At 71.6% G+C, this 14,968-nt stretch carries 6 protein-coding genes; 5 read left to right on the top strand and 1 reads right to left on the bottom strand.

Annotation, left to right across the window (positions count from 1 at the left end):
* The first annotated feature begins 510 nt into the window (after positions 1-510).
* Positions 511-3,642, top strand: coding sequence for a penicillin acylase family protein (locus HY68_RS33900; RefSeq protein WP_041999210.1), 3,132 nt, complete (start codon positions 511-513; stop codon positions 3,640-3,642).
* 76 nt (positions 3,643-3,718) lie between these two features.
* Here HY68_RS33900 and HY68_RS33895 read toward each other — a convergent pair whose 3' ends face one another.
* Complete coding sequence (locus HY68_RS33895) at positions 3,719-4,804, bottom strand: DUF5937 family protein (RefSeq protein WP_041999207.1); 1,086 nt, start codon at positions 4,802-4,804, stop codon at positions 3,719-3,721.
* 99 nt (positions 4,805-4,903) lie between these two features.
* Between HY68_RS33895 and HY68_RS33890 the strand changes: the two genes are divergently transcribed.
* The 4 genes from HY68_RS33890 (at position 4,904) to HY68_RS46100 (ending at position 14,960) form a co-directional block, all read left to right on the top strand.
* On the top strand, positions 4,904-6,118 hold the full coding sequence (locus HY68_RS33890) for an MFS transporter (RefSeq protein WP_041999204.1): 1,215 nt from the start codon (positions 4,904-4,906) through the stop codon (positions 6,116-6,118).
* Between the two features lie 31 nt (positions 6,119-6,149).
* Positions 6,150-6,851 (top strand): 2-phosphosulfolactate phosphatase, encoded by a 702-nt coding sequence (locus tag HY68_RS33885; RefSeq protein WP_347560678.1) that lies wholly within the window; start codon positions 6,150-6,152, stop codon positions 6,849-6,851.
* Positions 6,852-7,377: 526 nt separating this feature from the next.
* Positions 7,378-8,910 (top strand): acyltransferase domain-containing protein, encoded by a 1,533-nt coding sequence (locus HY68_RS33880; RefSeq protein WP_198533475.1) that lies wholly within the window; start codon positions 7,378-7,380, stop codon positions 8,908-8,910.
* Positions 8,907-14,960, top strand: coding sequence for an SDR family oxidoreductase (locus HY68_RS46100; protein ID WP_041999197.1), 6,054 nt, complete (start codon positions 8,907-8,909; stop codon positions 14,958-14,960). The genes HY68_RS33880 and HY68_RS46100 overlap by 4 nt, the downstream gene beginning before the upstream one ends.
* Positions 14,961-14,968: the final 8 nt, after the last annotated feature.

Here is a 14,968-nt window from a genome sequence, read left to right as displayed (position 1 = left end):
CGAGCGCGACGGCGGCGGCCAGCCATACGGCGTCGTGCCCGGCCGCGCGTCGCAGCAGGTCCGTGGCCGAGTTGCCCCGCTCGGGGCGGGCCAGGGCGAGGGACGCGGCCACCACTCCGCTGCCCGGCCCCGATATCTTCGACAGCCGTCCAGGTCGCTTCATGAACTTGCCACACCTCTGCACCTAGTGAATCCGCTCTACGCGACCGGACCGGACCGCGGCGCCTCACCCTAATGGCGCCCCACTCCACCGTCGACGAGATGGTCGTCTGACGGATGCCCCCGACTCGGGCTCTCAGCCGCTCCGGAATATTGCGGTCCTGTGGAAGTTGCCCCGCGGGAGCTTCCTGGTTGCGGCGAAAGCGGGAATAGTGTTCCCGCGCGCCCGACCGTGTCCCCCACGACCGAATGACGGAAGAGGCTCCGGTGACCGCTGCTCCTGCTCCCGCTTCACGACGCCGTCGAGCGTCCTTTCGCTCAGCCGTCCTCTCCGTCGTCGCGGCCTCCGCGATGCTCGCAACGCTCGTCGTCGCCTCACCCGCCCAGGCAGCGGCGGGAGTTGACCCGGTCCCCGCCGCCGGTGACCCCTGCCTCGGCCAGTGCCAGGACATTCTCCCGGCCGGTGAGAACGGCCACGCCACGCTCGCCGGGATCCTGCTGCACCAGAGCGTCGGCACCCGGCCGAAGCACTCCGCGGACCAGATAGAGCCGTACGACAACCTCCTGCACGACTACTCGGGGCTGACGGAGGATCAGCTCGCCGCGTACTTCAACGACGCGTCGTTCGGGGTGGCGTCCGATCAGGTGGAGAGCACGAAGTCGCCCCGGTCGGACGTGACGATCACCCGGGACAAGGCGACGGGCACCCCCCACATCAAGGGAACGACCCGCGCGGGGACCGAGTTCGGCGCCGGGTACGCGGCCGGTGAGGACAAGCTGTGGCTGATGGACGTCCTGCGGCACGTCGGCCGGGGCGAGTTGTCGTCCTTCGCGGGCGGCGCGGCGGGCAACCGCGCCCTGGAGCAGAGCCTGTGGGCGGTGGCTCCGTACACCGAGAGCGACCTCACGGCCCAGCTCGAACGCGTCCGTGACTCCGGCACCAAGGGCGCGCAGGCGTACCAGGACATCCAGAACTACGTGGCCGGCATCAACGCGTGGATCGACGACACCGTCGGAGCCAACAGCTACCCCGGTGAGTACGTGCTGACCGGCCACGGCTCCTCGATCAAGGACTTCACGGCCACGGATGTGGTGGCGATGGCGTCGGTCGTCGGCGCGATCTTCGGTGGCGGCGGTGGCGGCGAGGTCGGCAACGCGCTCGCCAAGCTCGAATTCCAGCAGCGCTACGGCACGGCGGCCGGCAACACCGCGTACGCCGCGTGGCGCGCGCAGGACGACTCCGAGGCGGTGACCACCGTCCACAGCGGCACCTTCCCGTACGGGAACTCCCCCGCCTCCCCGAAGGGTGTCGCCGTACCGGATCCGGACACGGTCCAGGCCTTCAGCCACGCGCAGAACGGCACGGGAACAGGCGCGGCGAAGGCGGCGAAGGCATCAACGGCGGCAGGCGTGCTGCCCGGTGACCTGATCACCGCGAAGAAGGGCATGTCCAACGCCCTTGTGGTGTCCGGCGAGCACACCGCCTCCGGCCATCCGGTCGCGGTCTACGGGCCACAAACGGGTTACTACGCACCGCAGTTGCTGATGATCCAGGAACTGGACGGGCCCGGGCTGCGCGTCCGGGGGGCCGCCTTCCCCGGGTTGAGCTTCTACGTGGAGATCGGCCGCGGGCTCGACTACTCCTGGAGCGCCACCTCCGCCAACCAGGACATCACCGACACCTTCGCCGTCGACCTCTGCGAACCGTCGGGCGCGGCGCCCACCCGGGCCTCCGACCACTACCTGCTGCGCGGGGTGTGCACCCCCTTCGACACACTGACCAAGCACAACAGCTGGTCGGCGACCGTGGCGGACTCGACCGGGACCGGTGCCTACGATCTGGTCAGCAAGCGCAGTGCGTACGGGCTGGTCACGCACACCGGCGAAGTGGACGGGCGCCCGGTGGCCTTCACCGCGCTGCGCTCCACGTACCAGCACGACATCGACTCGGTGATCGGCTTCCAGCAGTTCAACGACCCGAACGCGATCACCTCGGCCCAGACCTTCCAGAAGGCCGCCCAGGACGTCGGCTACACCTTCAACTGGTTCTACGTCGACGCCGATCACACGGCGTACTACAACTCGGGCATCAATCCGGTCCGGGCCGCGGGAACGGATCCTGACCAGCCGATCCTGGCCGGGGCCGGCCACGAGTGGCAGAACTGGGACCCGGTCCGCAACACCTCCGCCGTCACGCCGCCGGCCGATCATCCGCAGTCCGTCGACCAGGACTACTACGTCAGCTGGAACAACAAGCAGGCCAAGGGCTTCGCTTCGGACTGGGGCAACGGTTCGGTCCACCGCGCCGACATCCTCGACAAGCGGGTCTCGGCCCTCGTCGCCGCGGGCAATGTCACCCGCGTCCAGCTCGTGAAGGCCATGGAAGAGGGCGCGACGGTCGACCTGCGGGCCGAGAGCGTGCTGCCCTCCGTGCTGGACGTCATCGACAGCGCGCAGATCACCGACCCCGCCCTGGCAGCGACGGTGGCGAAGCTGCGGGCCTGGACCGCGGCCGGTTCGCACCGCAGGGAGACCGCGAAGGGATCGCGCGTCTACGCCGACGCCGACGCGATCCGCATCCTGGACGCCTGGTGGCCGCTGCTGGTGGAGGGCGAGTTCAAGTCCGACCTGGGCAACGACCTCTACCAGGCGCTGACGTCCGTCGCCCCGATCAACGAGTCGCCTTCGGGCGGCCAGAACGGCACCGGCGGCGCCGCCACCGGGATCGCGGCGGGCGAGGCACACAAGGGCTCGTCGTTCCAGCACGGTTGGTGGAGCTACGTCGACAAGGACCTCAGGTCCGTGCTCGGCAAGCCCGTGAGCAGTCCGCTCAACAAGACGTACTGCGGGGCCGGTTCGGTGTCCGACTGCCGCGACGTGCTGCTCTCCACCCTGGCCACGGCGGCGGCCACGCCGGCGACCGAGGTCTACCCGGCGGACGACGAATGCGGGGCGGGCGAGCAGGTCTGCGCCGACTCGATCGTGCACCGGGCGATGGGCGGCATCACCGTGCCCCGCATCGCCTGGCAGAACCGGCCGACGTACCAGCAGGTGGTCGAATTCCCGGCCCGCCGCGGCGACAACCTCACCAACCTCGCCGCCGGCGCGAGCGTGAGCGCTTCGGACTACCAGGACGCGATCATCGTCTCGTACCCGCCGAAGAAGGCGATCGACCAGGACCCGGCCACCCGCTGGGCGAGCAAAACCACCCCCACCGCCTGGATCACCGTCGACCTCGGCGCACCCCGCCAGGTCGGCCGCGTCACCCTCAACTGGTCCGACCAGTACGCACTCGCGTACCGCATCGAGGTCTCGACGGACAACGCGACCTGGCGGACCGTACACACCACAACGGCGGGCAGGGGCGGAGTGGAGAACCGGGCGTTCACCCCGGGCAGCGCCCGGTACGTACGGATCACCTGCACGCAACGCGGCACGGACAACCGGTACTCGCTCAACGAGATCGGGGTCTACAGCAGCTGAGTAGGGGAGTTCGCGACGGACTGACCGGGGCCCGCGAGAAGGCCGGGCGTACGCGTAGCGGCCATGCTCACGGCGCTCAGCGCAGTACGGCCGCCAGCAGGTCGGATCCCAGCGCCGTCAGGTCGGGCAGTTCGAGGGTGTAGTGGACGTAACGGCCGTGCCGCCGGGCTGTGAGCAGGCCCGCGCGGCGCAGGACCGCGAGGTGGCGGGAGACCTCCGGGGGTGAGAGTTCCCAGGCCTGGGCCAGCTCGCCGGTGGTGTGCGGGCCGCGGGCCAGGGTGCGCAGCAGCCGTAGCCGTACCGGATGTGCGAGTGCCTCCAGCCGTAGCGTGACGGTTTCCAGCGACACCGGCTCGGACTGCTCAGGGCCGGCCACGGGGTACTGCATCACCGGCTGCCACCCGGGCGCGTAGACCGCCACCAGGTGCGGGTGTCCGAAGACACTGGGGATGAAGGTGGCCCCGGTGCCCTGGGCGGACGTCGACTTGTCCTGGAGCTTGTCCACGACGATGTGGCCGCCGTCCGGTGCCAGGGTGACCGCCTCGGAGACCGATGCCAGCGCGGCGCCGATGCCCTGGCGCTTCAGCAGGTCGTTCTTCAGTCGCAGGTCGGTGGCGAGTCGCACGGCGACGCCTGTCCAGGCGGCGTCGAAGAAGGCCTCGGCGCACTGTTCCAGGGTGTGGCGCACCCGCGCCCGTACGACGGCCGGGTCCGCCAGCAGCCGTTCCGCGAAGGCACCTTGGAGTGCGCCACGGGCCTGGGCCAGGCCCAGGGCGCGCTCGCGCGCAGTCGCGTCGGCGAGCGGCGACGGCGCGCCGAAGTGGAGCCGGTTGCTGCCGCACGTGGTGACGAGCGCGGACGTCACATACGTCTCGTCGTCGATCCGGTCCACGTCGTCCAGCTCCTCGGCGAGGGTCGCCCGGGGCCGGGCGGGGACGAGGAAATCGGCTCGTGAGGAACGCCAGAGGAACTCCGCCTCCCGCAACCGCTCGGCCAGCTCCGGCCGCAGGCCCGCCCAGACGTCCCCGGCCCAGCCGGCGAGCCGCGGATGGTGCCCGGGTTCGGCCAGCACATGCAGCATCGCGGTCAGCTCGGCCAGCGGGGAGGCGGCGAACCGCAGCCGCTCCGGCGGCAGGCCGTTGATGTCGATCCGCAATGTCATACCCACATCATCACTGGCCGGACGGCCTACGGCGGAGTCGGTTGACGGTGTCCGTCAACCGACTCCGCAGGCCCGGCGGACGAACGCACCGTTGGCGCCATGGCAACCACCACCAAAGTCCGGCCCGCCGCCCTCGTCCGGGCCTCCGGAGGTCCCCGCTACGCCGTCGCCCTGGCCGTGGACGCGCTCGGCACCGGCCTGCTGCGGCCCTTTCTGCTGCTCTACGGGGTGACGGTGCTGAGGCTGTCGGCTCCGGCCACCGGCATCGCCATGACGCTCGGCATCGTCGCGGGGCTGGTGTGCATGCCGGCGGTCGGCCGATGGCTGGACCGGGGCGCGCGCAGCGCGGTCGTGGCGGCGTCGATGCTGGTGCGGGTGGTGGGCGTGGCGCTGCTGCTGGCCGCCCCGGCGGGGCACGTCTGGGCGTTCTCGACGGCGGCGCTCTTCCTCGGCATCGGCAACCAGGCGTGGCCCGCCGCCCACGCGGCTCTTGTGGCGACGGTCGCCCACGGCCGGGAACGCGACACCGCTCTCGCGGCGGGCCGCGCTCTGCGCAACGCCGGCATGGGCGCGGGCGCGCTCCTCGCCACCGTATGTCTGACGGGCGGCGCCACCGCGTTGCAGGCGCTGGCGGCCGTCACCGGACTCGCCTATCTCACCGCGGCGGCCCTGGTGTGGTCGGTCCACCTGCACGCCCGGCCGGCCGCGGGCCCGGCCGAGGACCGGGACGACGGGCCCGCACCCCGTATGCGCGCGCTGCTCGCCGCCAACGTGATCTACGCCTTCTGCCTCAACGTTCCCGAAATCGCCCTCCCGCTGGTCCTGGTGACCGAGTTGCACGCCTCCCCGGTGTGGTCGGCGGCCATCTTCGTGGCCAACACGGTGCTGGTGGTCACCCTCCAGGTTCCGGTCACCGTTCTGCTGTCCCGCTTCTCCCGGCGGACGGTGCTCGCTTTCGCCGGGGTGGTGCTCACCGTGTCCTACCTCGGTTTCCTGGTGGCCACGTCCCTGGGACACGGCTGGGGCGCCCCGGCCGTCGCCGCGGTGTCCGTGGTCTGCACGATCGGCGAGATCATCTATGCCGGCAGCGCCACCGCGCTCGTCACCGCCCTCGCCCCGGCCCATGTCCTGGGACGCGCCCTCACCCGCTTCCAGCTCTCCACGGGCTTCGGCCTCGCCGTCTCCCCGGCGGTCATCACCGCGCTCGCACCGTACGGCCCGGCAGCCCTCTGGGGCAGCCTCGCCGGTGCGACGCTCCTCTCCGCCGGCGCCGTCGTCACCGAAGAGGAGCACGGAAGCCGGCTCGGCGATTGACGCCGCCGGGGCATGCGCGATCATGATCCGCATGGACGCTCGTTTCCTCGGCATCGCCGAACTGGCCCAAGTCCCGTCCGTGGCGGTCGTGGTCGACGTCATGCGTGCGTTCACCGTCGCCGCCTGGGCCTTCGCCCAGGGAGCGGAGAAGATCGTTCTCGCCGGGTCGCTGGACGACGCTCTGGCTCTCAAGGCCCGTCACCCTGACTGGGTGGCGGTCAAGGACGGTCCGGCCGCGCCGGGGTTCGACGCCGTCAACTCCCCTGGTCTGCTGCGGTCCTTCGACCTCGGCGGACGGACCGTCGTACAGAAGACCACGGCAGGCACGGTGGGCGCCCTCGCGGTCAAGGACGCCGAGCTGGTGCTCTGCGCCGGCTTCGTGGTGGCGGAGGCGACCGCCCGGCTCCTGCGGACGCGTGCGAGTGACCGGGTCACGTTCGTGATCACCGGCGAGGACGGGCGGGCCGACGAAGACCTGGCCTGCGCCGAGTACATCGCCGGCAGGGCCACCGGGGCCGGTACGGACCCCGGCGCCTTCCTTCGCCGCGCCGCCGCGTCGCGCGCCGCCGCCGAACTGACTCTGGGGGTACGCCAAGGGGTCCACCCCGATGACGTCGCACTCTGCCTTGAGGTGGACCGGTTCCCCTTCGCCATGGTGGCGGCCCTGGAAGGCTCGCTCATGGTCCTGCGTCCGCAGGCGATGCCTTCGCCGACCGACAGGGACCCGGTCTGATCCCACGCCGGGGACTCTCCCAAACCGGCAGTCTCAGCCAAGTCGGGTTCATCGAGAGGTGGCCGAAACGCTGGGACGCGTCTTATTCAGGCACTGCATGCATCAGCCACCAAAACCGACATGACGTCCATTAATGCCACAAGTGTCCTGGCACGGCTAACACGGAGTCTCACCGAGCAGCAAGACCGCATAGGCCATCCGGAACCATGTACTTCACTAGTCTTCGGCGCGGCCCGAGTACGGCTGAAACTGGGACCCTGAGATCGTTGACCCTCCGAAAGATGCCCAGCTACCTTGATGAGCGACCCATTCCGCGAAGGAAACCCTAATCAGGGTCACGCAGGTACGGGAATGGCAACCAACGATGTGCGATCAGGGTCGAATTTCCCCTGACTCGCCGTTCCGTAAAGCGCAGCAAGTGAACGTATGTCGTTGATTTCGTCGCACCGTCGCGGCGTTCCCAGGCCCCCGGTCGAGCCGATGCGATAACGCCGGCAGTCGGGACGAGATGAGGCTGATGCACGTGGTGGATTCTGTCTTTGTCATGCCCGGTACGGTGGCTGCCCCGCGCGGAGGAATTCTGCGCGATTTGCACAACCGTTACGAGACCGTACGTGAAGCGCTGTCCCGCATCGACAAGGCGGCCCAGGAAATGGGGCTGCCGAACATCAGTGAACGACTGATCGAGCAGAACGGGACGAGCGACAGGCGCGGCCCCGAGGTGCAATATCTTGAGATATTCGCGGTCAGTATCGCGACACACCACATGCTGATCGCGGAGGGCGCCAAGCCGGTGGCGATCGTCGGACAGAGCATCGGGGAGCTGTGGGCCCTCGCCGCCGCCGGGCACCTGTCCGTCGAGGACGCGGCGCGGCTGGCCGTGGCCCGGTCCCAGGTGCTGACCCGGCAGAGCTGGGACGGAAAGATGCTGGCGGTGGGAGTGGACGGCCGCAGGGCCGAGTCGCTCGCCGGGCTGATCGACCATCCCCATCTGGTCCTGGCCTGCGAGAACGCCCCACGACAGAGCGTCATCAGCGGCCCCGAGCCGTTGATCGAGCACGTGGAGCGGGTGGCGGAGGCGCTGGACTGGCCGAGTCTGCGACTCGACGTCCCGCACCCGACGCACACTCCGGCGATGGCGCAGGCCGCGCGGGACCTGCGGGAGACCGCGCCACGGGTGCCGTACGGCGCGGGGCGCTGGCGCGTGTGTTCGCCCTGGCTGGGGCGCGACATCGGCGACGACGACCCGGTCGACCTGGTCGCGGGCGCACTCACCGCCCGGGTCAGGATGCTCCAGACGATCCGTGAGCTGCACGCGGCAGGCGCCGACGTCTTCGTCGAGTGCGGTGAGTGGCCCGTCGTGACGAAGTTCGTCGAGGGGTCGGTCCCGGGCGTGCGATGTGTCGTGCCGCTGAGCGAGAGCGACCCGGTCGAGGCCGTTCGGGCGCTGGTCGCCGAGTCCGCCGAGATGGGCCCGTTCCGCTCGCGCCCGGCGGCACCGTCGAGCAACGGACGCGGTCCCGTCGTACCGGTACGTGAGCCCGTGCCGGCCGGAGCGGTCGCGACACTCCCGGTCGCCGAGGTGCTGATCCCGGCCACCGCACCCACGGCTCCGGTGTCGTACGTGGCGCCGGTGTCCGACGTCGCACCTGTCTCCGTCGCGCCCCCCGTCTCCGCCCCGGCCCCCGTCTCCGCCCCGGCCCTCGCAGCGTCCTTGGCTCCGGCCGCTCCGGCCGCTCCGGTCGAGGTCGCGCCGCCCGCCGTCGCTCCGGTGGCTTCGCCGCCCTCCGCCGGTCTTGACTACGAGACGGTGCTGACGGAACTGCGGACGCTCTACGGCGACTTCCTCGGCTACCCGCCGGACCTGCTCGGTGAGGACGACGGCCTGGAGTCCGAGCTGGGTGTCGAGTCGCTCAAGCAAGTGGCCCTGCTCGGCCGGGTGTCCGACCGGTTCGACCTGCCAGGACTGCGGGCGAACTCCGCCCTGCTGACCATGGGCACACTGCGCCGGATCGCGGACGCCGTCGTACAGGGCCGGGCGGAGGCTGCCGCACGATGACCTCCACGGAGAATCTACGGGGCCGGGTCGCGCTCGTGACCGGTGCCGCGAAGAGCCTCGGCGCGGACATCGTGCGCTGCCTGGCCGAGCGCGGCGCCCATGTGATCGTCAACTACTTCCACTCGGTCGAGCAGGCGCGACTGCTGCAGGCGGAGCTGGAGGCGGCCGGTCACAGCTGCGAGTTCATCCGCGCCTCCGTGGCCAAGACCAGCGAGATCGACCGGATGTTCGACCTGGTCGAGGAGCGGCACGGCGGCCTGGACATTCTGATCAACAACGCGGCGGGCGGAGCATTCCTGCCGCTGTTCGACATCGACGACACGTACTGGCAGCGGGCCTGGTCCACCAATGTGATGGGGGCCTACCACTGTTCGCGCCGGGCCGCCGAGCTGATGGCGGGCAGAGAAGGCGCGACCATCCTCTGCCTGTCGAGCGTCGGGGCGCACCAGCCGGTACCGGGTTACGGCCCCGGCGGTGTCACGAAGGCGGCGCTGGAGTCGCTGGTCCGCTACCTGGCGCTCGAACTGGTCGGCCAGGGCGTGCGGGTGAACACCGTGCTGCTCGGCTCCGTCGCCAGCGAGATCCTGGTCAACCTCGGCGCGCCGGCGGCGACGCCGGGCGGCTCTGCCGAGACCGAGCTGATGAGCCGCGCCCTCTCGACGCCGGAGGCCGCCAGGTTGATCGTCCACCTCCTGCACGAGGACACCGCCTTCATCACCGGGCAGACCATCGTCGCCGACGGTGGCATCAGCATCGGCGGGATGCAGGGGATGCGGTTGCACAGCAGGCTGGCGGACCAGGTGAGCAAGCCCGACAAGCGCCAGCCGGTCCCGGCGGCTACAGCGCCAACCGCGACCACGACTGAGGCAGTTACGGCAACGATGTCGACCGGGGCGAGCAGGCCCGCGCCCGAACAACCGGCGGCCGTCCCCCCGGCGCACGCACCGGCACCGGCGCCCGTACCCGTATCCGCGCCCGTACCAACACCGGCACCTGTGCCCGCACCCGTCGCGGCACCAGCAGCGGAGACGGACCCCGGAGCCGTCGCCGTCGTCGGGCTCGGTGTCGCCCTGCCCGGCGCGAACAACACGTCGGAGTTCTGGGACCGGCTGCGCGAGGGCGTCCTGCTCTCCAGCGAGCCGTCCGCCTTCGACCTGAAGCACTTCTGGGCTCCCACCCGGCAGGACACGGACGCCTTCTACGTCCGTGAGGCCGGGTATCTCCACGACTTCGTCCCCGACCCCGCCTCGATCGCCGAGCCGGACGGCAACGCGGGACACCCCGGGTGGCCGCGTACCACGCGCTGGCTGCGGCACTGTGCCGTCCAGGCCCTGAAAGGGGTACAGCGGCGCCCCGACGACCGCTGGCTCGCCGCGACCACCGGCATCCACGACCAGACGGGACTCGGCTCGCAGGGAGTCATCCTGGGCGACGAGTACCGGCGCATGATGCGCGAGGCCCTCCCCGCCGACCAGGAAGGCGACTGGCTGGCCGAGTTGGCCGACCACGCGATCACCGCGCACTACGGCGGCGACGGCGGCGACCCGCAGGCCTATCTGCCCGCGTCCGTCTCGCGCAACGCGCTGCGCGGGCTCGTCCCCGACGATTCGCAGCATCTGACCCTCGACGCGGCCTGTGCGAGCGGGCTGTTCGCCATCGACGCGGCGGTCAAGGCGCTGCGCGAGGGCTCCTGCGACGTGGCGCTGGCCGGCGGCACGTCGGTGATCGAGCCGATCGGGTTCACCCTCTTCTGCCGGGCGCAGGGCATCTCGATGAGCGGCAAGGTCCGCCCCTTCGACCAGGCGGCCGACGGAACCCTCATCGGTGAGGGCTCCATCGTGCTCACGCTGAAGTCGTACGCACGGGCCGTGGCGGACGGCGACCGGGTACTCGGGGTCGTCCGGGGCACCGGTCTCGCCGCCGACGGGCGCGGCAAGGGCATTCACGCCCCGGCCACGCGCGGGCAGGAGATGGCGATCTCCCGGGCCTGGGCCGACGCGGGCGTCGAGGCCGACGACGTGGACTGGGTGGTGGCGCACGGCACCGGCACACCGGTGGGCGACGAGATCGAACTGCGCTCGCTGCTCTCCCAGTTGGGGCCGCGCGAGCGGGCCTGCCTGCTGACGTCGAACAAGCAGGTCTTCGGGCACACCGGTGTGCTGGCGGGGCTGGTCTCGGTCGCGCACGCCCTGGTCGCGCTCGAACGCGGCGCGGTCCCCGGCCAGCCCGTGGTCACCGATCCGCATCCGCTGCTGGAGGACGGCGCGCGGCTGACCGTACCGGTCAAGGACGCGCCCTGGCCGACGGACGAAGCCCGGCCACGGGTGGTCGGCGTGTCGTCGTTCGGCCTCGGCGGCGCGGACGCGCATGTGGTCCTCTCGGACCGCGTGCCGCGGACAACTCCCCCGCGACGGCCGGGCGTCGACGCTCCGACGGACACCGAGGAACTGGTCGTCGTCGGCTGGAACACCCATCTGCCGGGCCTGGACACCGCGCGGGTGCCCGCCTGGCTTCGGGGCGAAGGCCCGCTGCCGGAGGCCGACTTCGGGATGCCGTACCCGCTGCCGTCCCCGCGACAGGTACGTATCCCGCCGCTGACGATGCGTCATATGGACCCCGCGCACCTGATGATGCTCCAGGCCGTCGGCCCGCTGCTGGAGCAGCTCGGCGAACCGGGGCTCAGCCTGCGGTCGACCACGGCCATCGTGGTGGGGGCGACGCTGCCGACCACGCACAACACCCGGGCCGCCCTGCGCGTGCATGCCGGTGAGTGCGCCACCACGTTCGACATCCTGCCCGACCCGGCACAGGTACAGACGCTGAAGGACTATCTCGCGAAGGGGATGGCGGAGGCCAAGGGGGTGATCCCCGGCGACCTGAACGAGGACGACTTCACCGGGGCCGTCTCCTGCATCCTGTCGGGCCGGGCGGCCAACTACTACGACTTCCAGGGCCTCGGCACCAGCGTCTACGCCCAGCGGGACTCCACGCACACCGCCCTCGACCTGGCGCTGCGCCAGCTGCGGCACCGGGCGTGCGACCTCGCGATCGTCGGTGCGGTGTGCCAGCGGCCCATCAGCGGCTGGGACCGTCACCTCGACGATCTGGTGCCGGAGGGCAGGTCCATCGCGGAGGGTGCCGCCGTCATGGCGGTCACCCGGCTCTCCACCGCGCTGGAGCACAACCTGCCCGTTCTGGGTTCGCTCTCCACCGCCGTGGACGGCACGGACGCCCGGCACCCGGCCACGCCCGCGCACGCCTTGTCGGCGCTGGCCGACTCCGGACGCACCTACCTGTCGCTGGACGCCCTGCTGGCGGTCCTCAAGGCCGTGTCGACCAAGACGGACACCGTCGTGACGCCCACCGTGCCCGGATCACCACCGATCCGGTACACCCGGCCGGCCGGCCCGCGTCAGGGCGACCCCGCCGAGGCGGACGGAGCCGCACACGCCGAGCCGTCCCGTACGGCTTCGGAAGGTACCGCCCCGGCGACCGCCCCCGCCCCGGCCGGGCAGCCCGAGCACGCCGAGGCCTTCACCGGCCGCCGCCAGACCTTCCGGCTCGTCCCGACGGCCCCGCCCCGGAACGCCTCGGCCACACCGCCGGGCACCGTCGTCATCACCGACGCCCCGGATCTCGCCGAGGCCGCCGCGGGCCCGGACATCGCCGTCTGGTCGCCGTGCGCCGGCACCGGAAGCGTCACCCACGTACCGCCCGAGGAGGCGCCGGGCGTCCTGGCCGGTCTGCCGTTCATCCCGCGCCACATCCGGGTCCTGTCCCGGCTGCCGGACGGGATCGACGCGTACGACGACGCCGAAGCCGGCCGGATGGAGGACCTTCAGGACCTCGCGTTCACCACGCTCCAAGCCGCTCTGCCCGCGCTGCGCTCCGGCGGGTCGCTCGGCGTCCTGCTGCTCGGCGCGGTACCCGACGACCTGCCGCCCCCGCTCAGCGGGCTGTTCACCGGCCTGGTCCGCTCCGTCAGGGCCGAGGTCCCGCAGTGCGGCGGAGTGACCCTGCTGAGCGACGCCCCCGACGTGGCGACGGCCCTGGACCAGCTGGCGCGGGCAGGCACCGCGCAGGTGCCGACCCACACGCTGGCCTGCCGCGGGGACGACTGGCTCACCCTGGCCGTCACCGACGACCACGCGCCGCCGCCCCCGCCGGGGTCCGCGGCACTGCCGCCCGGCGCGGTCGTCGTCGCCTTCGGCGGCGCCCGGGGCATCACCCCCGAGCTGCTGCACGCGATCGCCCACAGCAGCGACCGGCCGTATGTGTACGTCGTCGGCCGCACCCCGCTGCCGGAGACCGACGAACCGCTGCCGCCGCAGGCCGAGTTCATCGCGTCCGAACGCCGCAGCCGTCCCGGCGCCTCGGTGGGTGAGCTGCGGGCCGCCTACGAGAAGGCCCAGGGCCGCCTGGAAGTACGCCGTACGGTACGGCGGTTGACGGAGCTGTGCGGCGAGGACCGGGTCCACCACCGGGTGTGCGACATCCTCGACGCCGGGCGCACCTCCGCCGTCCTCGACGAGGTGCTGGACCGGCACGGTCGGATCGACCTGCTCATCAACACCGTCCTGGACCTGCGTTCGCGCGCGCTGCACGCCAAGACCCTCACCGATTTCCGGGCGGTCAGGGCCACCAAGGCGATCGGTTACCGGAACCTCAAACGGGCCCTGGCAGGTCGTCCGCCGCGGATCTGGTGCAACTTCAGCACGCTGGCGACGCTCGCCCCCGCACCCGGTGACATCGACTACTGCGCCGTCAACGAGTACCTCGCCTATGCGAGCGCCCGGGCGCAGCGGCACGGCCCTGCGGGGCATCAGGAGTTCGCGGTTCTCTGGAGCGGCTGGCGGGAGGTGGGTGTCGCCAGCAGCGTCACCATGCGGGAGACCCTGGAACGCAACCAGATGGACGCCTACATCAGCACCGCGCAGGGATGCGCGCAGTTCCTCTCCACCGTGGTCCGGCCGCCGGCCGGCGGGGTGGCGTTCTTCATCCGCGAGGAGGAACGCGTCCTGCTGGCCCGGCGCGGCATCAGCACGTACGGGTCCGCAGGCGAACCGCAGGTCCCCGCCCCGGACGCGCCCGCGCCCGCAGCGCCGGATCCGTCGCTGACCAGTCCGCTGCTCGACGGTGTCCTGCACCGCGGCAAGGACTGGGCCGTGTTCACCAAGACCTGGGATCCGCACACCCTCGCCGAGCGGGACGGGCGGTGGATGCGTCATCACCGGGTCAACGGCGAGTACACGCTGGCCGGTACGTTCACCCTCGAAGCAGCTGCGGCGGCTGCCGCGACCCTCTGCCCCGGCCTGGTGGTCACCGGGTTCCGCGATCTCGTCTGCCGGACGTCGATCACGGTCAGACTCGCGGGACCGCTGCGCACGGTCGCGGTCGAAGCGCGGGTCACCAGCCGCGAGCGCGACCGCGCCGAGGTGGCGGTCCGGATGACGGCGCACCGGATCGGCAAGAACGGCAAGGTGCTGCGCTTCAACGACCTGCTGTGCGAGACGAAAGTCGTGCTGGCGGAGCGCTATCCCGCGCTCGCAGCGCCGCCCGACTCCTCGTCGTACGAGCCCGAACCCGATTTCGCGCCGCCGGTCTACTCCCCCGACCCGCCCATCTCGCTGACCGGCCCGTTCGCCGGCACCGGCGGCTACACCCGAGGGCGGACCGGGAACAGTGCCAAGTGGGCGCTGGACCACGTCACTTGGGCTCCGGCGCTGGCCGGGATGACCGTACCCGCGATCCTGCTGGACGCGATGGTGCATCTGTTGCTGCTGCCGCCGCGCGGTGACCACCCGCCCCTGGTCGGCCCGATGGCCGGCCTCGACGAGGTCGATCTCGGCGGGCCCGGCAACGACTGCGGGCTCAGCGCGGAGCACCCGGACATCCGGCTGCACTGCGCCTTCGACACCGGGGACCTGACCGCGGCGGGCGGTGACGGCCGGGTGCTGGCCCGGATCGCCGGCGTCGCCGCCCACCCCCTGGACCACAGCGGGGAGCTGGTCAGGCCCCGCGCCCGCGTTCCGCAGTCGCACCTCTCGTGACCAGCCGA

This window comes from Streptomyces sp. AcH 505 (assembly GCF_000818175.1).
GTDB lineage: Bacteria > Actinomycetota > Actinomycetes > Streptomycetales > Streptomycetaceae > Streptomyces.
Note: the sequence above shows the minus strand (reverse complement) of the source record. Positions and strands in the feature narration are given on the sequence as shown.